At 47.0% G+C, this 23,104-nt stretch carries 19 protein-coding genes; 9 read left to right on the forward strand and 10 right to left on the reverse strand.

Annotation, left to right across the window (positions count from 1 at the left end):
- Positions 1–586 precede the first annotated feature (586 nt).
- On the forward strand, positions 587–1,975 hold the full coding sequence (gene fumC, locus A3GA_RS0107550; RefSeq protein WP_026156876.1) for a class II fumarate hydratase: 1,389 nt from the start codon (positions 587–589) through the stop codon (positions 1,973–1,975).
- A gap of 101 nt (positions 1,976–2,076) precedes the next feature.
- Here fumC and A3GA_RS0107555 read toward each other — a convergent pair whose 3' ends face one another.
- From A3GA_RS0107555 to tkt, 3 genes are all read right to left on the reverse strand, one after another.
- On the reverse strand, positions 2,077–3,276 hold the full coding sequence (locus tag A3GA_RS0107555) for a phosphoglycerate kinase (protein ID WP_018026793.1): 1,200 nt from the start codon (positions 3,274–3,276) through the stop codon (positions 2,077–2,079).
- A gap of 136 nt (positions 3,277–3,412) precedes the next feature.
- Positions 3,413–4,423, reverse strand: a complete 1,011-nt coding sequence (gene gap / locus A3GA_RS0107560; protein ID WP_018026794.1) for a type I glyceraldehyde-3-phosphate dehydrogenase — start codon at positions 4,421–4,423, stop codon at positions 3,413–3,415.
- An 11-nt stretch (positions 4,424–4,434) separates the two neighbouring features.
- The gene (tkt, locus tag A3GA_RS0107565; RefSeq protein ID WP_018026795.1) at positions 4,435–6,483 is read right to left on the reverse strand and encodes a transketolase; all 2,049 of its coding nucleotides are present in this window, start codon (positions 6,481–6,483) and stop codon (positions 4,435–4,437) included.
- A gap of 100 nt (positions 6,484–6,583) precedes the next feature.
- Between tkt and A3GA_RS0107570 the strand changes: the two genes are divergently transcribed.
- Positions 6,584–7,360, forward strand: a complete 777-nt coding sequence (locus A3GA_RS0107570) for a 16S rRNA (uracil(1498)-N(3))-methyltransferase (protein WP_018026796.1) — start codon at positions 6,584–6,586, stop codon at positions 7,358–7,360.
- Positions 7,361–7,445: 85 nt separating this feature from the next.
- Here A3GA_RS0107570 and A3GA_RS0107575 read toward each other — a convergent pair whose 3' ends face one another.
- The 3 genes from A3GA_RS0107575 to A3GA_RS0107585 all read right to left on the reverse strand — a co-directional run bounded on the left by A3GA_RS0107575 (position 7,446) and on the right by A3GA_RS0107585 (position 11,313).
- Entirely contained in the window at positions 7,446–7,916 is a 471-nt protein-coding gene (locus A3GA_RS0107575; RefSeq protein WP_018026797.1) for a barstar family protein, read from the reverse strand.
- 60 nt (positions 7,917–7,976) lie between these two features.
- Positions 7,977–10,271, reverse strand: coding sequence for an NADP-dependent malic enzyme (locus tag A3GA_RS0107580; RefSeq protein ID WP_018026798.1), 2,295 nt, complete (start codon positions 10,269–10,271; stop codon positions 7,977–7,979).
- A gap of 133 nt (positions 10,272–10,404) precedes the next feature.
- Entirely contained in the window at positions 10,405–11,313 is a 909-nt protein-coding gene (locus tag A3GA_RS0107585) for a hypothetical protein (protein WP_018026799.1), read from the reverse strand.
- A gap of 135 nt (positions 11,314–11,448) precedes the next feature.
- On the opposite strand from A3GA_RS0107585, the gene A3GA_RS0107590 reads away from it, so the two are divergent.
- The 3 genes from A3GA_RS0107590 (at position 11,449) to trhP (ending at position 15,721) form a co-directional block, all read left to right on the forward strand.
- Complete coding sequence (locus tag A3GA_RS0107590; RefSeq protein ID WP_018026800.1) at positions 11,449–12,612, forward strand: pyridoxal phosphate-dependent aminotransferase; 1,164 nt, start codon at positions 11,449–11,451, stop codon at positions 12,610–12,612.
- The gene (locus A3GA_RS0107595) at positions 12,602–14,155 is read left to right on the forward strand and encodes a UbiD family decarboxylase (RefSeq protein WP_018026801.1); all 1,554 of its coding nucleotides are present in this window, start codon (positions 12,602–12,604) and stop codon (positions 14,153–14,155) included. Before A3GA_RS0107590 ends, A3GA_RS0107595 begins: the two co-directional genes overlap by 11 nt.
- Before the next feature lie 165 nt (positions 14,156–14,320).
- Complete coding sequence (gene trhP / locus A3GA_RS0107605; protein ID WP_018026802.1) at positions 14,321–15,721, forward strand: prephenate-dependent tRNA uridine(34) hydroxylase TrhP; 1,401 nt, start codon at positions 14,321–14,323, stop codon at positions 15,719–15,721.
- Positions 15,722–15,801: 80 nt separating this feature from the next.
- Here the strand turns inward: trhP and A3GA_RS0107610 are convergent, their stop codons facing one another.
- The 4 genes from A3GA_RS0107610 to upp form a co-directional block, all read right to left on the reverse strand.
- Positions 15,802–16,332: a hypothetical protein gene (locus A3GA_RS0107610; RefSeq protein ID WP_018026803.1), complete on the reverse strand. Its 531-nt coding sequence runs from the start codon at positions 16,330–16,332 to the stop codon at positions 15,802–15,804.
- Between the two features lies 1 nt (position 16,333).
- Positions 16,334–16,765, reverse strand: coding sequence for a phage holin family protein (locus A3GA_RS0107615; protein ID WP_018026804.1), 432 nt, complete (start codon positions 16,763–16,765; stop codon positions 16,334–16,336).
- Between the two features lie 138 nt (positions 16,766–16,903).
- Positions 16,904–17,407, reverse strand: coding sequence for an ElaB/YgaM/YqjD family protein (locus tag A3GA_RS0107620; RefSeq protein ID WP_018026805.1), 504 nt, complete (start codon positions 17,405–17,407; stop codon positions 16,904–16,906).
- A gap of 144 nt (positions 17,408–17,551) precedes the next feature.
- The gene (gene upp / locus A3GA_RS0107625; RefSeq protein WP_018026806.1) at positions 17,552–18,187 is read right to left on the reverse strand and encodes a uracil phosphoribosyltransferase; all 636 of its coding nucleotides are present in this window, start codon (positions 18,185–18,187) and stop codon (positions 17,552–17,554) included.
- 203 nt (positions 18,188–18,390) lie between these two features.
- On the opposite strand from upp, the gene queA reads away from it, so the two are divergent.
- The 4 genes from queA (at position 18,391) to secD (ending at position 23,088) form a co-directional block, all read left to right on the forward strand.
- Complete coding sequence (gene queA / locus A3GA_RS0107630; RefSeq protein WP_018026807.1) at positions 18,391–19,470, forward strand: tRNA preQ1(34) S-adenosylmethionine ribosyltransferase-isomerase QueA; 1,080 nt, start codon at positions 18,391–18,393, stop codon at positions 19,468–19,470.
- A 26-nt stretch (positions 19,471–19,496) separates the two neighbouring features.
- On the forward strand, positions 19,497–20,636 hold the full coding sequence (gene tgt, locus A3GA_RS0107635; RefSeq protein ID WP_026156878.1) for a tRNA guanosine(34) transglycosylase Tgt: 1,140 nt from the start codon (positions 19,497–19,499) through the stop codon (positions 20,634–20,636).
- A 97-nt stretch (positions 20,637–20,733) separates the two neighbouring features.
- Positions 20,734–21,072, forward strand: a complete 339-nt coding sequence (yajC, locus tag A3GA_RS0107640) for a preprotein translocase subunit YajC (protein ID WP_018026809.1) — start codon at positions 20,734–20,736, stop codon at positions 21,070–21,072.
- 81 nt (positions 21,073–21,153) lie between these two features.
- Complete coding sequence (gene secD, locus A3GA_RS0107645; protein WP_018026810.1) at positions 21,154–23,088, forward strand: protein translocase subunit SecD; 1,935 nt, start codon at positions 21,154–21,156, stop codon at positions 23,086–23,088.
- The last annotated feature ends 16 nt before the right edge of the window (positions 23,089–23,104 follow it).

The following is a 23,104-nucleotide window of genomic DNA, read 5'->3' on the forward strand; positions in this document are numbered from 1 at the left end:
CCTCAATCACATGTTAGGGCTGACTAAGTATTGGGCTTTGCGAGATTATGCACGCTTACCCCCCTAACCTGCCGAATCAGGTTCACTAACGCTATGGACATCTTACTTCCTATGGCTTCCTTCAGACCCTGCCGTTAGCCGGCAACGCCCTTGCCATTCGGATTATCTTCCCCTTAGTCAGGGTGATACAGGTCTCTTGCAACCTGTCGGGTTTGCCAACCTCGCTGGGCAAACACATAAAAAAGGGCGAACTCACAATGAATCCGCCCTTTGCGCTGTTTTTATTGTACCGTGCTACTTGCTGTATTGAAGCTGTCTCGTACTTCGTGTCATTAATATCTAGTAGCACAGACCCAAAATACTTCGATTGGGATTTCTGCTCATGCAGAGCGCGTCTCCTCACCTGCATGTGATTACTATACGTTATTTTTTATTACATTTCATTTAGGGATATCACTAGTTTCTATCCCCTAATGCTGACATAGCTTTTGTTAATTTAATTGATAGTGATTACTATTCTCTATTAGCAGTGTACACTAGTAGGATTGATAATTTTTCTTAAACCTTGAATGTAGGGAGATAGCGTATGAGAATTGAAAGCGATTCAATGGGCACGATTGAGGTGCCTGAGGATAAGTATTGGGGCGCCCAGACACAGCGCTCCATTCAAAACTTCCCGATTGGTGTAGCGCGCTTTAAATGGGGTCGCAGCATGATCCGCGCCTTAGGCATTCTAAAAAAATCCGCTGCAGAGGCCAATGACGAATTAGGCGAGATTGGGGCTGAGGTGGCTAAGCTCATTATCCAAGCCGCCGATGAGGTGATTGAGGGTAAATTAGATGCACACTTCCCGCTCGTTGTGTTTCAAACCGGATCCGGCACCCAGTCCAATATGAATTCCAATGAGGTCATCTCTAATCGTGCGATTGAACTAGCTGGCGGCAGCATGGGCTCCAAAATACCGGTTCACCCTAATGATCACGTAAACCGCGGTCAGTCTTCAAATGACACTTTCCCCACCGCCATGTATATTGCCACCGTTTTGGAGCTGAAGGAAACACTTTTCCCAGCCATTAAGGTTTTGCGTGATACCCTCGCCGCTAAAGCCGAGGCTTACAAAGAGATTGTCAAAACCGGTCGCACACATTTACAAGACGCCACACCGATTACCTTAGGTCAGGAGATTTCCAGCTGGGTCGCACAAATTGACTACGGCATGGAGTCTATTGAGCTCAATATGCAAGGCTTATACGATTTAGCCATTGGCGGCACGGCCGTCGGTACAGGCCTCAATGCACACCCGCAATTTGGTGAACTATGCGCAGCGAATATTGCTAAAGCGACTGGCTACCCTTTCCGTAGTGCGAAAAATAAATTCTTTGCCCTTTCCGCACATGATGCCCTAAGCGCAACCTCAGCCGCCTTACGCACACTGGCCATGGCTCTGATGAAAATGGCGAATGATGTGCGTTGGCTAGCGAGTGGCCCTCGCTGCGGTATCGGTGAAATTACGATTCCCGAAAATGAACCGGGCTCATCTATTATGCCAGGTAAAGTGAATCCCACGCAGGCGGAAGCGCTGACCATGGTGTGCGTGCAGGTCTTTGGTAATGACGCCGCTGTCGCCTTTGCCAATAGTCAAGGCAATTTCCAGTTAAATGTGTATAAGCCCGTGATGGTTCATAATGTACTTGAAAGCATTCAGCTCCTAGCGGATGCGGCATTGGCCTTTAATGATCATTGCGCTGTCGGTATTGAGCCCGAACTTGAAAAAATCAAGCAGAATCTAGAGAAAAATCTGATGCTTGTCACGGCCTTAAATAAGCATATTGGTTATGATAAAGCGGCTGAAATTGCCAAAAAAGCGCATCATGAAAAGCTGAGTCTACGCGAGTCGGCACTCGCACTTGGCTATTTAAGCGCTGAAGACTTTGATAAATATATTGTGCCACTTGATATGACGCATAATAACTAACGCGCTTTATCAAAAAAGCCTGATGGTATGTAAAGCATCATACCATCAGGCTAGTTTAGTTTAGCCACACGTTGCTAGCACGGCGCAAAAACTTACATGACTTAGCTTTCGTAGCGTTGCTCTAAAATTTCTAAAGCGGGTAACTTCTTACCTTCCAAAAACTCCAAGAAGGCACCACCACCCGTGGAGATATAACTCACCTTATCAGCGATACCGAATTTAGCTATTGCGGCTAGGGTGTCACCGCCCCCTGCAATAGAAAAGGCCTCACTCTCAGCAATGGCTTTTGCAATCACTTCCGTACCACCAGCAAAGGCATCAAATTCAAACACACCGACCGGACCATTCCAAACAATGGTGCCAGCTTTGCTTAACATACCAGCTAAGCTAGCCGCAGTTTTAGGACCAATATCAAAAATCATATCGTCTTCAGCCACTTCGGTAGCAGACTTTGTCTCAGCAGGCGTATCGGCGGCAAAGGCTTTGCCCACCACCACATCTTCGGGAATGGGCAGGTGTGCGTTGCGGCTAAGGATTTTCTTAATCACCGCCTCACTTTGTCCTAACTGTTCAGGCTCAGCTAAGGATTTTCCGATATTCAGACCCTCAGCCAACATAAAGGTATTGGCAATACCACCGCCCACAATCAGCTGATCGACTTTATCAGCTAAGCTTTCTAGAATCGACAATTTAGTGGACACCTTAGAACCACCCACAATAGCGACAAGCGGACGTTTAGGCTTTTCTAAGGCCACGCTTAAAGCGACTAATTCTGCCTCTAATAAGGGACCAGCGCAAGCAACGGGGGCAAATTTAGCGATACCATGGGTAGAGGCTTGGGCCCGGTGCGCTGTACCAAATGCGTCATTTACATAAACATCGCAGAGCTTAGCCATTTGTTGAGATAGCTCATCAGCGTTAGCCTTCTCACCAACATTGAGACGACAGTTTTCTAACACCACCACCTGACCGGGACTAACATCAACGCCATTAACCCAGTTCTGCACTAAGGGTACTGCTTGACCTAAAAGCTCAGCCATATGCGCTGCCACAGGTGCCAAACTATCCTCAGGACGAGCTTCTGTTCCTTCGACAGGGCGGCCTAAATGAGAGCAAACCATCACGGCTGCACCACTTTGCAAAGCCAGTTTAATCCCGGGGATTGAGGCTCGGATGCGTGTATCCTCGGTAATTTCGCCTTGACTATTAAAAGGCACGTTTAAGTCAGCGCGAATAAAGACACGCTTATTTTTTAATTCGCCCCGCTCAGCTAATGAAGCGAGTGTTTTAATTTTAAACATGAAGAGCTCCCAAAGACTCTGCTATATTTTAAATAGCGTTTAGCAGTAACAAAGCGGCATTCAATCCGTAGTTGAAATGCCGCCTTTGTCTTTTACTTAATTACTGATTTTCATTGTGAAATGAGTCGCCAGCTAATTACTTAGCATTCATCAAAGCCACTGTATTGTCCAGCATACGCTGAGAGAAGCCCCACTCGTTATCGTACCAAGAAGATACCTTGACCAGACGACCGCTAACCTTGGTTAGGGTGGCATCGTAAATACTGGATTCATTACTGTGATTAAAGTCGGTCGAAACTAGGGGCAGATCATTAAAGCCTAAGACACCCTTTAACTCACCCTCAGAGGCTGCTTTAAGAATGCGATTAACCTCATCAACCGTGGTTTCACGCTTAGCGATAAAGGATAAATCCACCATCGATACGTTAATGGTTGGTACCCGAACTGCATAACCGTCTAATTTACCATTTAACTCAGGTAATACCAAACCTAGCGCCTTGGCAGCACCGGTTTTGGTCGGAATCATATTCATTGAGGCTGAACGCGCACGACGCAAGTCCTTATGACGCACATCTAATAGCACCTGGTCATTGGTATAGGCGTGGATAGTCGTCATTAAACCATTTTCCACCCCAATAGCCTCATGCAAAGGCTTCACCAACGGGGCTAAGCAGTTAGTTGTACAAGAAGCAGCAGAGATCACCGTGTGTTCAGCTTTTAAAACATCCTGGTTAACACCGTACACCACCGTTGCATCGACATCATCACCGCCAGGCGCTGAAATAATGACCTTTTTAGCGCCAGACTCTAAATGCACTTCCGCCTTGGCTTTACTAGTAAAAGCACCCGTACACTCCAACACCACGTCCACATCTAATTCACCCCAAGGCAATTCCTTAGGATCGCGGGTGGCAAACAAACGGATACGATCGCCATTTATCACAAAATGATCGCCGTCTAACTGCACATCCGCATCAAAACGACCATGCGTGGTATCGTATTTTAATAAATGGGCATTAGTTTCAAAATCGCCGGACATATTAATCGCCACGATTTCGATATCATGCTTTTTATTGTTTTCGTAATGGGCACGTAAAACGTTACGACCAATACGACCAAAACCTGTAATAGCAACACGAATCGTCATTTTTCGACTCCTTATAAAAGATTCTTCACCGCTGCAACGACTTTCTCAGCCGTCAAGCCAAAATAGTTAAATAACTGACCGGCCGGCGCTGATGCACCGTAACTATCGATACCAACAACCGCACCATCACGGCCTACATACTTATACCAAAGGTCGGTACTACCCGCCTCTACCGCCACCGTGGGTAAAGCCGGTGGCAACACTGCCTCACGATAGGCTTTGCTCTGACGATCAAAGACATTAGTTGAAGGCATGGACACCACACGTACAGCAATACCCTCAGCAGCTAATTGCTGTTGGGCTTTAATGGCAATTTCCACCTCAGAACCAGTGGCTACAATCACCGCTTGCGCATTATCCGCATCACTTAATACATAAGCACCCATGGCGATTTGTGCCAAGGCAGTCTCAGTTCTCGGCATAAATGGCAGATTTTGTCGGGAAAGTAGTAAAGCGCTAGGCCCGCCATCTTTAACCTGAGCCCCTACTGTTACTGGTCGCTCAACAGCAGAGCGCCAAGCAACCGCGGTCTCTACCGTATCGCATGGGCGCCAGACATCTAGATTAGGAATCAGTCTTAAGCTACTTGCATGCTCAATCGACTGGTGTGTCGGACCATCCTCACCCAAACCAATAGAGTCATGGGTAAAGATATGAATCACGCGCTGCTTCATCAAGGCCGCCATACGAATGGCATTACGCGAATAATCGGAAAAGGTCAGGAAGGTGCCGCCAAAAGGCAAATAACCACCATGTAAAGCCATACCGTTCATCATCGCTGCCATCGCAAATTCACGTACACCATAATTAATATGACGTCCGGCTGGCGTATCCTGACCGGCTCGGACGGCTACCGCACCCGACCAATCAGTAAAATTAGAACCAGTTAAGTCAGCGGAACCACCAATCAACTCAGGCAGCATCGCTTGCAAGGCCTCAATCACAAACTGCGAGGCCTTACGTGTTGCAACGGTTTCAGCTCGCTGCACGGTTTCATCTAAGAAAGCTTGAAAACGTACTGCGAAATCGGCTGGTAAATCACCCTGCATACGGCGCTCAAACTCTCGTGCCAACTCAGGATGAGCGGCACTGTAGGCAGCAAATTTATCCGCCCAAAGCGCTTCTTTTTGTGTACCCTGTTCGCGTAAATCCCATGCCGATTTAATGGCTTCCGGAATCTCAAAGGGCTCAGCATCCCAACCAATGGCTTGACGCGTGGCTTGAATTTCATCAGCTCCCAAAGGCGCACCATGCACCTTGGCCGTACCAGCCAATTTAGGCGAACCCTGACCGATAACAGTGCGACAGCAAATTAAGGTAGGACCACGATCAGCTTCAGCAGCCCAGGTTTTGGCTTGTTCAATCGCCGCACTCACCGCCTCAACATCATGCCCATCCACCTGCGGAATCACCTGCCAGCCGTAGCTTTCAAAACGCTTAGCGGTATCATCACTAAACCAAGGCTGCACCTCACCGTCAATCGAAATGCCATTATCATCGTACAGTACAATCAGCTTATTAAGCTTAAGCGTACCGGCTAATGAACATGCCTCATGCGAGATACCCTCCATCAAACAACCGTCACCCACAAATACATAGGTATTGTGATCAACAATCTCATGACCAGGACGATTAAACTCCTTGGCTAAAAGTTGCTCAGCCAAGGCAAAGCCAACCGAATTCGCTAAACCCTGCCCCAAAGGACCGGTGGTGGTCTCGACCCCAGCAGTAACAAAGTTTTCTGGATGACCAGGTGTTTTGGAATGTAATTGACGGAAGTTTTTAATCTCTTCTATCGGTAAATCATAACCACTCAAATGCAGCAATGAATAAAGTAGCATTGAGCCGTGACCGTTAGATAGTACAAAACGATCCCGATTAGGCCAAAGTGGATTATTTGGGTTGTGATTTAGATGACGCGTCCAAAGTGCAACAGCAATTTCAGCCATGCCCATGGGGGCGCCGGGATGCCCGGAATTGGCTTGTTGAACAGCGTCCATCGAAAGGGCGCGAATCGCATTTGCTAAATCCGTCGGTTGAATACCTGAGGAAGAGTTCATATCCGTCCTATATCAGAAATTTTGTGATAAGTGGCTTATAATTTAAGCAAATTATTGTGGTTTAACATTCTATCATTTATCCTTTGTTCCATGGAGCTTTATGTCCCTACCCCGCTTTTTCTATCCCGCCCCCTTAGCCACTAACGAGACTGTGGTGTTGTCGCAGGAGATTGCTAATCATGCAGGGCGTAGTTTACGTTTACGTGATGGTGATGGGATAGTTTTATTTAATGGTCAAGGCGGGGAGTTTGCGGCACAGCTATTTTTTGACAATGGCGTAGCCAAAGCTCGTATCGGCACTTTCACTGCAGACAACCGTTTACCAGGTGGACACCTTGCCATTGCCCAAGCCCTACCAAGCGGCGATAAAATGGACTGGATTATAGAAAAAAATAGCGAGCTGGGGGTCCTTGCGATTCATCCACTAAAGGCAGAACGTTCGATATTACAGCTAAGCGGCAGTCGCCTACAAAAGCGCCTACAGCGCTGGCAAAGCATCGCCAATAGCTCAGCTGAGCAATGCGGTCGCAATCTCCCCTTGGCTGTGAGTGATGTAAGCTCAATAAAGCAGTTTTTAGAGCAGCAATCCTATGATTTACTGCTACTCTGTCATCATGAAAATGGCAGCAAACTCAGCGATTATTTAATACAGTACCGAGACCACTTAGCGCCAGATACACTGGCGTCGATTTGTCTTTTGATCGGGCCTGAAGGTGGCTGGTCAGATAATGAACTGGTTCTCTTTGCTTCTTATGGCCAAGACCACAGCAGTCGCTCCACCTTGCAAAAAGTGATTTGGGGCGAGCGCATATTCAGAACTGAAACCGCCGGACTTGCCCTGGCCTCTGCCTGCCTAGCCCTATTAGACTGGAACTGATCGCACTTCCACCCTAGCTCTTACAATTCAGGCTTCGGAAGCAACGTCCCGAAGCCTGACAGCAACTAAAGCAAGCTTAACTTAATTACTCGTCAATCTCACCATAACGTGTGGGTGCCTTACCAGGCTCAGGCGCCTCATGCGGACCAACATGCTCAACAAAATAAGCAAAGCGGCGCCCCTTGCTCTCAGCAAATTTAGTCACATCCTGCAAGATGCCGTCTAACTGCCCAGCAAACTCTCGCAACGCATCATCCTCTGAATGCAGACTCTGGAGCCAGAGCACCATGCCCTTTTTCTGATCCGTATTGGTTTCATTAAGACAGTCCAATAAGGCGTCTGTATCCGAACCGAAAAAAGATGGATAATCGACCGCCTTGGATACTGCGCGTAATACAGCTGAAACATTACGCGCTTTATCACAATTAACATTAAAAAAGGTCAAACCTTGGGAAGCAGCCAATTCACTGACCGCTTCAAGCTGGGCAAGCTCCTCTGGAATCGCGCCACCTACTGCAAAGACTTGCTCTAAGCTTGTCGCTGTTTTTTTGACCATCCCATCTCCTCAAACAAGCAATAACTGAGATACTAATTTCAATTTTAAAATAATTTGACCCTAGGATGCACGGGTATTTGCATCAACCACAGCCAAGACTGTCATATTAATAATTCGTCTCACCGTCGCACTAGAAGTCAAAATATGCACTGGTTTTTTACATCCTAAAAGGAAAGGACCGATGGATACATTACTGCCGACAGAAGACTTTAATAAGTTATACGCAATATTACCACTTTGCATATCAGGGCAAATCACTAAATTAGCACTCCCAGTCAATGGCGAATCCGGCATACGCTTCTTGCGTAAAGCCTCATTCAGCGCCATATCGCCGTGCATTTCCCCATCAATTTCAAGCGCTGGATCACGCTCACGGATGATTTCTAATGCTTTACGCATTTTTTCACCAGAAATCGGAAAATCCGTACCATAGTCTGAAGACGATAACAGTGCGACCTTAGGGTTGATTTTAATATGTCTCAACTCGGCAGCAGCCATTAAGGTGATCTCAGCAATTTCTTCAGGCGTGGGATCTGGATTAACATGTGTATCGGCTATGGCAATCACTCGCTCAGGTAGGATTAATAAGCTTAGCGCACCGTAGGTACTAACATTTTCATCCATCCCTAAGACCTGATCAATCCACTGCAAATGACCAGTATAGGTGCCGACCGTACCACAAATCATGCCATCAGCCTCACCAAGGTGCATCAACATCGCACCAATCAAGGTCATGCGTCGACGCATTTCGACACGTGCAAGCTCTTGGCTCACACCGGCACGCTTACGCATCTCCCAATAAGACTGCCAATACACCTTGTAGCGATCATCCATCTCAGGATTTACCACTTCTACTTGCGTCTCTAAATCAATGCGTAATCCGTACTGCTTAATACGCTTAGCTAAGACCTCAGGTCGACCCACTAAGATCGGTGCGCAAATTTTTTCGTCTAACAATACTTGCACCGCACGTAACACACGCTCATCCTCACCCTCGGTAAAGACGATACGAGATTTCTTATCCTGTTCGATATTAAATTGACGCGCCATCGTAAATAGAGGGCGCATAAAGGCACCTGAGTGATAAACAAACTCTTTTAAGTTACCGATATACTCATCAAAATCCGCAATCGGACGTGTGGCCACCCCATCTTCCATCGCGGCTTTCGCAACGGCTGGCGCAATGCGGGTAATTAAGCGCGGATCTAAGGGCTTCGGAATCAAGTATTCGGGACCAAAGGATACCTCCGTCACCTCATAAGCTGCCGCCACACGCTCATTTTGTTCCTCTTGAGCCAAATTACAAATCGCATGCACGCAAGCAATTTCCATATTACGCGTAATGCTGATAGCACCGACATCGAGTGCACCACGGAAAATATAGGGGAAACAAAGTACGTTATTAACCTGATTCGGGTAATCAGAACGACCAGTTGCAATCACCGCATCCGGACGCACCTCTTTGGCTAACTCTGGCAGAATTTCAGGATTCGGATTTGCTAAGGCTAAGATTAAGGGTTGCGCAGCCATTTTTTTAACCATATCCTGCTTTAACACACCCCCTGCAGATAGTCCCAAGAAAACATCAGCGCCATCAATAATCTGATCAAGGGTACGCAGCGAGGTTTCTTGAGCGTAACGCGCCTTTTTCTCATCCATCAACAAGGTACGACCCTTGTAAACAACGCCCTCAATATCGCTCACCCAGATATTCTCAAGCGGCACACCTAAATCCACTAACAAATCCAGACAAGCTAAGGCTGCAGCGCCGGCGCCGGACACCACCAACTTCACCTCATCGATAGCTTTATCAACCACCTTAAGCCCATTAATAAAGGCAGCAGCTACACATATCGCGGTACCATGCTGATCATCATGGAACACTGGGATACGCATACGCTCACGTAATTTTTGCTCGACTATAAAACACTCTGGCGCTTTAATATCCTCTAAGTTAATACCACCGAAGGTAGGCTCTAATCCAGCGATAATTTCAACTAATTTCTCCGGATCCTTTTCATTAATTTCAATATCAAAGCAATCAATCCCGGCGAACTTCTTAAATAGTACAGCCTTACCCTCCATCACAGGCTTAGAGGCTAAGGCACCGATCTCGCCCAAGCCTAAGACAGCCGTACCGTTAGTAATAACGCCCACCAGGTTACCGCGCGCTGTATACAGGCTAGCGTTTGCGGCGTCCTTAACAATTTCGTCACAAGCCGCAGCCACACCCGGGGAATAAGCTAAGGCCAAGTCTCGCTGGTTAGCCAGCTTTTTAGTCGGTTCTACCGAAATCTTACCCGGCTTACCCTGTCGGTGATAAAACAAGGCGGCTTCGCGCAACGTATCGTCCATTGATAAAATCCTTAATTCTTGAGAGTGATGATGAAATAATGACAGCGGACGCGCTATCAACACAGGGGATGACAGCAATTCAGCGTACTCGCTAATTTATACTCAATACTAACGTATTATTTAATGAATTACATTAAAAAGTCTTGAATAGCTCGTCAAAGTAGGGATACATGCCTGTTGGGTCGAATAATTGCTTAATTTCTAAATCCGCTTCACCCCCGCAAAGCCCCTCAGCATAGCCCTGTTGCCACTCTGCAGCTGTCCGCAAAAGGCGCTGGAGCGGAGGTATTTTGCGTATTACCAAAGATTGTACCCATAACAAACTACCACGATGCCCTAAAAATACCCGAGCGATATTCGGATCGACATGCTTATTGTGTAAGGCATCGAAGCGATATGCATAAGGCCAAATCGGTGCTTCAAGTGCCTCCCGAATCTGAGTTTGCTGCAACATCTCAAATAACCGTGGAATGGCTTTATGTAAAATGGCAATGTTTAAAGGTGCGGTATCATTTACGCCAAAGCCACCCACCACCGCCTTATCGCCATTGGCAAAAACCACCTGCATACGCTCTACCCCAGATAAAAAACTAAGTCCAGGACGCATATCATGATAATGAGGATCAGCAAACCATTGCGCCAAATTAAGCAGTGGCGGCACCCCTCTGAACTGCTCATAACCCTGCTCAAGTAATGTACCCACCAAGGTGGTCGCGGGGGCAAGACAAGCCTCTTCACTGAAAAAATCAGGCTCCTCCATGGTCTGCGGCAGCTTTAACCACAAGCCGGGGCGACCAATTAAGGCATCAAAGGGTAGCGTGCCATCTAGCACCAAGGCAATATCATACTGCTCAGCCAAGGCGCGCACATGGTCAAAATCAAGTGCCCGCTCTAATTGCAAACGTGCCTGCGGATAACCATCGCTACTCTCAGCTAGACTCTCCCATGCCCCATGCACAAAACGTCGGAGCCGATTGCAAAACAAAGACCATGCCTCATCGGCAGCGGCGTTGTGTATTTTTAAAAAAGAACGTCTATCCATAAGCTAGCACATGCAAATTTTAAACTGTGTCTCTCCATAGCAAAGCAGGCAATCGAACAAGTATAATGGTAAAACTTTTTGCTATCTAATCATATTGGCTTAGTCCAGCTATTTTTATATCAGGCATTGATATCTATGTTTAAACCAGCTAATCGTGTTGCAGAATCGGTCACTTTCCATGCTGTTGAGTTTGCCAAAAAGGCACAAGCATTACGTGAAGCCGGCCGTGATATTATCAGTTTAAGTATCGGCGAGCCCGATTTTACCGCACCACCACTGGTGTGCGAGACGCTTATCAAGGCCACAGAAAATGGTCTCAGTGGCTACAGCGCAACCCTAGGCTTAGAGCCTCTACGTCTCTGCATTGCCGATTATTATAATGAGCAATTCGGCAGCAATATTAGCCACCAACAAGTGATTATCACAACTGGGGCCTCTGGGGCTTTATTACTGGCGGCTCAGACCCTATTAAATCCAGGGGATGAGGTCTTAATGCCCGATCCCTATTATCCAGCTAATTTTAATTTTATCTTGACCGCTGGTGCCACAACTAAACTCATCCCTTGCACGCCAGAGAATCGCTTTCAGCTATCGGCTGAGAATATCAAAGCCAATTGGGGACCTAAAACACGTGCAGTCTTAATTGCCTCACCGAGCAACCCGACCGGCACCAGCATCACTGAAGAAGAGCTAGCTAAAATCTGCGCTACCGTGAAGTCACTCGGTGGTATTGTGATTTTAGATGAGATTTACTTAGGTTTAAGCTATGACCATCAGGCTAAATCAGGGCTTGCACACGACCCAGAAATTGTGGTGATTAATAGCTTTTCCAAGTTTTTTAACATGACCGGTTGGCGTCTAGGCTGGATTATTGCTCCAGAGCATTTGGTGCCAGCCTTTGAAAAAATCTCCAGTAGTTTGACGATTTGTGCTCCTACCCTCGCCCAACATGCGGCTATTTCATGCTTTGCTCCAGAGTCCATGGCGATTTATGAAAAAAGACGTGCCGCCTTTAAAGAGCGTCGTGATTACTTACTACCTGAATTGGCGCGCTTAGGCATTGAGGTCCCAGTAAAACCAGATGGGGCGTTTTATATTTATTGCGATATTAGTAAATTTAGTGATAATAGCGTTGATTTTGCCAACCAACTATTAGAAAAAGCGGGTATTGCCACGGTACCGGGACTAGATTTTGGTCCTGCCCATGCGAAGAAAATGCTCCGTCTTTCTTATGCCACCGGCATTGAGCAATTAAAAATCGCAGTACAACGATTAGAGGATTTTTTAGGTGAAATATAAGGATCTCAGAGATTTTCTCCAACAATTAAAGCAACGCGGACAATTAAAAGCTATCGATATTGCCATTTCCACCGACTTGGAAATGACCGAGATCAGTGACCGTGTGTTGCGTGCTGAGGGTCCTGCCCTGCTATTTAATTACGCCCAGCACCAGGGACAAAAAGCCTCCATGCCGGTCTTGACCAATCTGTTCGGCACCCCTGAACGCGTTGCGTGGGGAATGGGGGCCGAAGATATTTCAGCCTTAACAGAAGTCGGTGAGTTGCTAGCTGAATTGCGTGAACCGCAACCACCACGCGGCCTTAAGGACGCATTTTCAAAGGTCTCCATGCTAAAGTCGGCGCTGTGGGATATGGCACCTAGGGTTCAACGCTCTGCACCTTGTCAGGAGATTGTACTAGAGGGCGATGCCGTGGATTTAAACCAGCTGCCGATTCAGACCTGCTGGCCTGGTGATGTCGCACCCTTAATCACATGGGGTTTAGTGATTACCAAGGGGCCTCATGCAAAGCGTCAAAATCTCGGTATTTATCGACAGCAATTACTAGGACCTAATAAGCTAATTATGCGTTGGTTGTCGCATCGCGGCGGTGCCTTGGACTTTCGCGATCATGCGCTTGCCAATCCTGGCAAGCCCTTTCCAATCAGCGTTGCCCTAGGAGCGGATCCAGCCACCATCTTGGGCGCAGTGACACCCGTGCCAGACAGCTTATCAGAATATCAATTTGCTGGCCTACTCAGAGGCTCACGCACCGAGTTAGTTAAGTCGATCGGCAATGAGCTACAAGTGCCCGCTAGTGCCGAAATTGTCCTTGAAGGCCATATATTGCCAAGCAACCATCCTGCTGCCATTGCCCCACAACTAAGTGAGGAAATGCCGCCTATGCCGGGGGGCTTCTTAGCCAATTATGAGCTGGCCTTAGAGGGACCTTATGGCGATCATACCGGCTACTATAATGAGCAGGACTGGTTCCCAGTATTTACCGTGGAGCGCATTACCATGCGCAAAAACCCCATTTACCACAGTACCTACACAGGCAAACCACCTGATGAACCAGCCGTTTTAGGCGTAGCACTGAATGAGGTATTTGTGCCGCTGCTACGTAAGCAATTACCCGAAATCGTGGATTTCTATCTACCACCCGAGGGTTGTAGTTATCGCATGGCAGTGGTGTCCATCCGCAAGCAATATGCTGGCCATGCCAAGCGCGTGATGTTTGGTGTGTGGAGTATTTTGCGTCAATTTATGTACACGAAATTTATCGTGGTAGTGGATGAAGATGTCAATACCCGTGACTGGAAAGAGGTCATCTGGGCCATGACCACACGCATGGATCCAGCCCGTGATACGTTGTTAGTAGAAAATACCCCTATTGATTATCTGGACTTTGCCTCCCCCGTATCCGGTCTTGGGGGTAAAATGGGCATGGACGCCACCAACAAATGGCCCAGTGAAACCGATAGAGAATGGGGTATTCCCATCACCATGAAGTCCGAGGTCAAGCAGCGCGTCGATGCTTTGTGGCAGCAGCTAGGTTTTTAATTTATTTTATTAAAAACAAAGCCTTAGCTCACATAGCGGCGCAGTATAAATTAAAATATAGCGCTTAACTCCTGATTTTCAGGCATAAGCGCTTTAATACTTTGCGCGCCAAAATACATATTCACTGACATCATCTTCACCTAAGAAGCGACGATTTTTATATACATGAAAGCACCTGAATTATTACTACCTGCTGGCGGCTTAGAACGCATGCGTGCTGCCTATGATTACGGCGCAGATGCCGTCTATGCCGGTAGCCCGCGCTACTCCTTGCGTGTGCGTAATAACGAATTCGCCAAACTAACTGTGTTAGAGCAGGCGATTACTGAGGCCCATCAACGCAATAAAAAGTTCTACCTGACGGTTAACACCTTACCGCACAACAACAAACTAAAGACTTTTTTAAGTGATATGGAGCCGCTGATTGCGATGCGGCCTGATGCGCTGATTATGGCAGATCCTGGCTTAATTATGATGGTGCGTGAGCGTTGGCCAGACATGCCAATTCACTTGTCAGTGCAAGCCAATACCACCAATTACTGGGGTGTACGCTTCTGGCAAAGCGTCGGTATTGAACGCATTATTTTATCGCGCGAACTTTCAATTAAGGAAATCGCTGAGATCCGCCAGGAAGTACCTGATATGGAGCTTGAGGTTTTTGTGCATGGCGCCCTCTGCATCGCCTACTCCGGTCGTTGCTTATTGTCAGGTTATTTTAACCATCGCGATCCGAACCAAGGCACCTGTACCAATGCTTGTCGTTGGAACTACACGGTCTATGATTCAGCTGAGGATCATAGCGGCACGCCTGAACCCGCCCTATTACAAGGCTTTAACTTCGAACAAGCCAAAGAGGAGGCCGACAGCCTCTTTGAGGGAATTAATGGCCAACAACGTCACCCCTTAGCTGATAAGGTGTATTTCATCGAAGAAACCAATCGTCCCGGCTCCTATATGCCGATTATGGAGGACGAGCATGGCACCTATATCATGAACTCTAAGGATTTACGAGCGATTGAATCAGTTGCCAAACTGGCGGAAATCGGTGTCGACTCACTGAAAATTGAGGGACGCACCAAGTCTGTTTACTACGTCGCCAGAGCAGCACAAAGTTATCGCCGTGCGATTGATGATGCAGTTGCGGGTAGACCGTTTGATTACAGCTTATTAGCTGATCTCGAAGGTCTGGCTAATCGCGGCTACACCAGTGGCTTTCTAGAGCGACACCAAACGCAAGATTATCAAAACTACCTAAGCGGTCACTCCATCTCAAAACGCAGTCAGTTTGTCGGTCAGGTCACTGACATTGATGAAAATGGCTGGGCCATGATTGATGTCAAAAACCACTTCAGAGTGGGTGATGAAATTGAGATTATCCATCCAAGCGGCAATAAAACGGTACGTTTGGAGCAAATGCTACGCAATGGTGAGCCTACTGAGGTGGCCGCCGGTAGTGGTATTTTTGTGCAAATCCCTAATATGCAAGGCATGGACAATGCCTTAATCGCCCGCATCCTACCGGATGAAGCTCGACGTGAGGCCCAAGTTGAGACGCTAAGCAATTAAGGCACTAAGCGCTATCATAAAAAAATGGCAGTGGATTCAATTTTCCAACTGCCATTTTTTATGCCTAACAGCCTTGGTGTTTAGCTACGACGACGCAGCAGTCTGCGTCTAACACGCTGTCTTTGCGCTGGACTGTCTGGGCGAGTGCCTTGGACAGCTCGTTCTGCAGCGTCCAGATAAAGCGCCTCATCCTCAGCCTTCAACGGCATCGAATGCGCCCGCACACGTGGCCCCGTCAATGGTGTCTTACGCGCAGCCTCACGTCGAATAGCACGCTTGCGACTGTTGACAAACCAGGCTGCCAAGCCAAACGCTAAAGGACGCCATAAAGACGAGCGCGTACGCTTAACCCCCTGTCTTAATAATTGCGCCACTGCCCAACTAATCGCCGGATGACGATCAACATAAGCAAACAAACGGCTAGCGCTGCGGCTTTGGTCAAATCGCTCGACGGCGCCTTCAAACAGGTTGTTTTTGATTGTGGATGGCTTAACATCATAGATCAAGCGCTGACCCTGTAAACCGATCAACTCACGCTCGGCATAAATTTTAGCCATTAAGAGCGCTTTACGCTTATCCGGCTGCTGAGATTTTTTTACCTGATTCGTCATCTTAAACCTCCCTTGACCCTGCACTTGTATCCGAGCGGGATGCCGCAGGACTAAATGGCGGTGCCGTCAGCATCTCCCCCTTAAGCTTAGCCGCATCATCTTTAAGCACTTGCACACTTGCCGCAAAGGGTTTGCTGTCCGTAAATAACGCTTTTAATTTGGCGATACAAGCTAAGGCCAACACTGCATAGAGCACTGTCACACCACCGACGACGGCATAACGATAAGGACTATCCCATAACAGCATCAATGCTAAAAAGGACAACCCCAAGAGAAAAAACATGCCTAAAATTGCCGCTGCCACACCAAACACCACAGCACTTACAAAACGCTTGCGCTCCTCAACCAGCTCGAGCCCAAATAACTCCGCTCGATTACTTAGGGTGGCGGCGATCGTATTAACTAAATCTTTTGAATCCTGAGCTAAGGACATAATGACTCACCTTTTATTAAACACTAAAAAGGCGCTAAGGCTATCTAGAAACACCTAGACTTAGCACTAGCGCCAATTTAGCTATCTACGGGAATCTATTTAAATTGCTAAAATAAAAGCTAATAACAACTAAAAAGATTAGCGACGACCAATAATAACGCCTAATAATAAAGCAGCAACACTGGCAATACCGATGGTAGTCCAAGGGTTTTGGTGTACATAATCATCTGCCTCTTCGGCAAATTGATGACCACGGTCCACCATATCATCTCTAAACTCAAGCGCGCTGTCGTACATATCGTCGACATAGTCATGACCTTGCTCATATAGTCTGGCGGCAGTGCGTTTACCCTTGCTATAGTGGCGCTCGGCCCAGTCCTTACCCTGGTCAACCAGCTCTTTACCTTGGTCGACAATGCTATCCTTGGCATCTTCAAAACTACCGTAAGCTGCTTCTAGTGTTTCACGTGCTTTAGCTCGTAGCTCCTTAGCTTTGGCTTCATTTGCAGATTTGGCTTCACCAAGAATCTTTTCCGCATCCTTAATCGCAGCTTGTAAGCTTTCTAATAATTCTTCTTCTGTTTGTTGAACCGTGTCTTTGATATTTTCAATATTCTTTTTCGCATTATTTGTAGTGGCCATTTTACTCTCCTTCAATCAGTTTAATGTTAAATGACTATAACTATGTTTTAACGCAAAACAGTTGCTATCATCAAGCAAAGAGTTAAATTATTACCCTTAGCAATATTTGCTGACAAGAACCGAATATCAATGGTATAGGCTCGTTTAATCCTTTTGTCGAGTCCCGAAAATACGATCACCAGCATCACCCAGGCCTGGCAGAATATAGTTATTCGCATCTAAGCCCTCATCAATGGCAGCGGTATAAATTTGCACATCAGGATGCTTAGAAAGCACGGCATCAATACCTTTGGGTGCAGCCGTTAGCACCAAGGCACGCACTTCCCTACAACCGGCTTGCTTTAGCATATCGATAGTCGCCACCATGGAGCCACCCGTTGCTAACATCGGATCAATAATAATTGCCAAACGCTGGTCTAAATCATCAACCAATTTTTTTAAATAAGTCGCTGCTTCAAACGTTTTTTCATCACGGGCAATCCCCACCGCACTCACCTTGGCACCGGGAATTAAGGTTAATACGCCCTCTAACATACCAATACCCGCACGTAAAATTGGCACCACCGTGACTTTTTTCCCGCTCAGCTTTTGTACCTTAACCGGACCACACCAACCCTGCACCTCATGCTCTTCCAAGGCAAAATCCTTAGTCGCCTCATAGGTTAACAAAGTGGTTACCTCGCCTGCCAACTCCCTAAAACTCTTAGTACTTAAATTAATCTCGCGCATCAAACCGAGTTTGTGTTGCACTAAAGGATGCTTAACCTCATGAATAGCCATAAAATCTCCGCAAAATTGGGGGGGTGTGTTAATTTTTTTGTTAAGGCTTAGTCTATCAAAAAAAGACACACTTTCTCATCTCTGTGATAATTTTTTTGCTACGCGGAGAGCGTTAATAATCACACTAAATCGCTGACATTCGCAGTAGAAACGTTATCAAGCACAGCTAGGCCTTATAATTGCTTTTTAGCTCTCAGAAAGATATGAATAACAACTCCTTAACACTGCCCCCACTCGACAACACCTTAACGTTGAGTGATTTTGATTACGAATTACCTGAAGACTTAATTGCACAATCACCTGCCGAGCAGCGTAATAAAAGCCGCTTGTTACGCGTGGATGTGCAGGGCCATTGTCATGACCATCAATTTACCGAGCTCATTGACTTTGTGAAACCCCATGATTTATTAGTATTTAATAACACCAAGGTAATTAAAGCGAGGCTTTTTGGTCACAAAAGCAGCGGTGGCAAGATTGAGATTTTAATTGAGCGCTTACTTGACGATCAGCGTGCCCTTGCCCATATTAAGGCCAGTAAAGCGCCCAAACTTGATAGCACACTGCATTTTGCGGATGATCAATTTAGCGCACAGGTCCTGGGCCGTGAGGATGCGCTCTACGAATTAGTGTTTTCTAAGCCATTACTACCATTGCTGGAGGAGTTCGGTGCCACTCCTTTACCACCTTATATTACGCACACCCCAGATGCAGAGGATGATGAACGCTATCAGACCGTCTATGCTAAAACCCCGGGAGCAGTGGCAGCCCCAACCGCTGGTCTCCACTTTGATAATGAGCTGTTGGAGCAGTTAAGACAAAAAGGCATTAACACCACCTTTGTCACCTTACATGTCGGTGCCGGCACCTTTCAACCGGTGAGAACCACAGCCATCAAGGACCATATCATGCATGCCGAATGGTATGAGGTTGGCCCCGAGGTCGTGACGGCGATTCAATCGGCGCGGGCAGCCGGTGGTCGGGTGATTGCCGTAGGAACCACGAGCGTGCGTGCTTTGGAATCGGCAGCGCAATTTGGTGGTGCGATAGAAGCAATGCGTTGCCCGCTTGCGCACCAAGGAGATACCCGTTTATTTATTACCCCAGGGTATCAGTTTAAAGTGGTTGATGCCTTAATCACTAACTTCCATTTACCGCAGTCCACCCTCTTAATGCTCGTTGCTGCACTGATGGGATTGGACAGCATGAAAAAAACCTACCAGCACGCCATTCAGCAGCGCTATCGCTTCTTTAGTTATGGCGATGCCATGTTTATTGATTTTTGATCAACTCGTTTAAAATTCACGTATCAATGTCAGCTTTAGAATTTACCTTACTTAATACCCACGGCAAAGCCAGACGGGCCGCCATCAAACTAAACCACGGCACAGTGCAAACACCGATGTTTATGCCGGTCGGTACCTATGGCTCAGTTAAAGCCATGTTACCGCACGAGCTAGAGAGCATTGGCTCACAAGTGATTTTAGGAAATACCTTTCACCTCTGGTTACGTCCCGGTACCGAGGTGATTCAGAAGTTTGGGGGTCTGCATGATTTTATGCAGTGGAAAAAGCCAATTTTGACAGACTCCGGCGGCTTTCAGGTTTTTAGCTTAAGTAATTTACGCAGCAAATTACACGAGGAAGGAGTGAAGTTTTCCTCGCCCTTAAACGGCGAAAAGCTTTTTCTCTCACCTGAAGAGTCCATGCGCATTCAAACTGCGCTAAATTCCGATATCGCCATGGTATTGGATGAGTGCACCCCTTATTTAATTGATGGCCGCCCGGCCACCCATGAGGAAGCGGCACGTTCAATGCGCCTTTCCTTGCGTTGGGCCAAGCGTTCGAAAAACGCATTTAATGAACTGGCAAATTCCAACGCCCTCTTTGGCATTGTACAAGGCGGTATGTTTGAGGACTTACGCAAGGAATCCTTGGACGGTTTGGTTGATATTGGCTTTCATGGCTATGCCATTGGCGGTTTATCGGTAGGTGAGCCCAAGGAAGATATGCAGCGTGTATTACAACACGTTGCCCACCAACTACCAGACAATGCACCACGCTATCTGATGGGTGTGGGCACACCGGAAGATTTAGTGTATGCCGTTAGCCAAGGGGTGGATATGTTCGACTGCGTGATGCCCACACGTAATGCGCGTAACGGTTGGCTCTTTACCCGTTTTGGTGATCTTAAAATCCGCAATGCACGCTACAAAGATGATATGCGCCCACTCGACCCGAGCTGCAGCTGTCATACCTGCAGTCATTTCTCACGGGCTTATTTACACCACCTCCACCGAGCCAATGAAATTACTGGTGCGCGCTTAAATACACTGCATAATTTACATTATTACCTGAACCTGATGCAGGAGATACGGGAGGCACTAGAACAGAACCGATTTGATCAATGGCAAGCGCAATTCCATAAAGATCGCGCAAAAGGTATTGAATAAGACAAGAAAAGGCTACAATGATCGGTTAAAATCTAGAGCCATTTTATTTTTAACAACCATTTAAAAATTTCTCAACTAAGGAAATTTGGAGAGTTTTATGAACTTAGTCGATTTACTAAGCGCCAGCCTAGCCCAACAAGAAAGTGCCGGCTTGATGGGCTTTTTACCCATTATTTTGATGTTTGTGGTGTTGTATTTCTTAATGATCCGCCCACAAATGAAGCGTCAAAAAGAGCACAAAAACATGGTTGACAATCTAACAGTCGGCACCGAAGTTGTGACTGCCGGTGGTTTGGTAGGTCGCATTAACCGCATCACAGATTCTGGTTACATCGCATTAGAAGTCGCAGACTTAGCTTCAAAGCCGGTTGAGATCATGGTGCAGCGTCAAGCAGTAACCGCCGTCTTACCTAAAGACACCATTAGAAGTTTATAATTTCTTTTGCTAATTTAGCCTTTACCCGCCCTTAAAAAGCGGGTAATTGCATTTCTCTCACGCACTCTAAAGACCTTCGGCATGAATCGTTACCCTCTATGGAAATACCTTATCGTTCTGGTGGCATTATTACTGGGCATACTGTATACCTTACCTAATTTTTTTGGTGAGTCGCCAGCAGTTCAAGTTACCAGCACCAATGTCACACGCAAAGTCGATGAAAACACCTTAAGACAAATTGAAAACTTACTAGCTCAGGAGCAAATACCCTACACTGGGGCCTATTATTCCATGAGTAATTCAATTGGTAATGTCCGTGTTCGCTTTGCCACGCCCGATCTTCAATTAAAAGCCAAGGACGTTATTGAAAAGGCCTTGATCCGCAATCCAGAAGAGCCAGAATACACCGTAGCGCTGAATCTTTTATCTGATTCTCCCGACTGGCTGACAGCGCTCAATGCACGCCCCATGTTCTTAGGTTTGGATTTGCGTGGTGGTGTACATTTCCTCTTACAAGTGGATATGGATGGGGCCTTGGAGTCGCGTTATGACACCCTCAGCAACGATGTACGTAATAACTTACGCACACGCGGTATTGATACTCAGCAAGTTAGCCGCGAAGGCTCTTCGATTCAGGCCCTCTTTGCTTCTGCCGCAGCGCGCGATCAAGCCTTAGGCCAATTGCGCACGATGATGCCTGAATTAAGCTTTAGTACATCGGATAGAGGCAGCCAGTATTTACTGATTGGCGAAATTAATGAAAGCGAAATTATCCGCATTCAAGAAACGGCGCTTAGACAAAATATCATCACTCTACACAATCGTATTAATGAGTTAGGGGTAGCTGAGCCGGTAATTCAACAACAGGGTAATGACCGTATTGTGGTGCAGCTACCGGGTATTCAGGATGTAGCGCGCGCCAAAGAGATTCTCGGTCGTACCGCCACGCTACAACTGCGTATGGTAGAGGATTCACCCACGGCGCTAGCAGCCATTGCCGCAGGCACGGTACCTTTTGGGATGGAGGCCTTTAAAGACACCGACGGTCAGACAATCTTACTCCGTCGTCAAGTGCTCTTAACCGGTGAAAACCTAAAAGACGCTACCGCCGGTCGTAATCCTCAATCTCAACAGCCGACAGTTAATTTAAGTTTGGATGATAATGGCGCCCGTATTTTCCGCGAAACGACACGCAACAATATTGGTAAGCGCATTGCCATTGTGCTGTTTGAAAATAACCGCGGACAGGTAGTCACAGCGCCTGTGATTCGTTCCGAAATCCCTAACGGTCAAGTCGAGATCTCTGGCTCCATGAGTTTGACCGAAGCCGCTGACACCGCCCTACTACTACGTGCTGGTTCATTAGCAGCGCCCATGTCGATTATTGAAGAGCGTACCATTGGTCCAAGTTTAGGTGCCGAAAATATTGAAAAAGGTTTCAAATCGACACTTTGGGGCTTTGTGGCGATTGCTATTTTCATGATTATTTACTATCACCTATTTGGTCTTTTCTCGACCTTAGGGCTAGTATTTAACGTGGTTTTATTGCTCGCTTTATTATCACTACTACAAGCCACACTGACCCTCCCAGGGATTGCAGCAATTGCCCTAACCCTCGGTATGGCGATTGACGCTAACGTGCTGATTAATGAACGTATCCGCGAGGAGCTGCGTCACGGGGCCACACCGCAACAAGCCATTAATATTGGTTTTGACAGAGCTTGGGGTACGATTTTTGACTCCAACTTAACCTCTCTCATTGTGGGTATTGCGCTCTTGGCATTTAGTGGTCCAGGCCCGATCCGCGGCTTTGCTATCGTCCATTGTTTGGGGATCTTGACGTCAATGTTCTCCTCTGTGGTCGGTGTGCGTGCCTTGGTTAATCTCTGGTACGGCGGTCGTCGTGGTGTGAAAAAACTAGCTATCGGTACGGTTTGGCGTGATGACAATTACTTAAGCAACAAGCCACACAACAAATCCGCACAAGCTAGTGATAGCAAGCCAAACAAAGCTTAATTAAGCGCGCATATAG

The sequence above is a fragment of the Oligella urethralis DSM 7531 genome (assembly GCF_000372065.1).
Classification (GTDB): domain Bacteria; phylum Pseudomonadota; class Gammaproteobacteria; order Burkholderiales; family Burkholderiaceae_B; genus Oligella; species Oligella urethralis.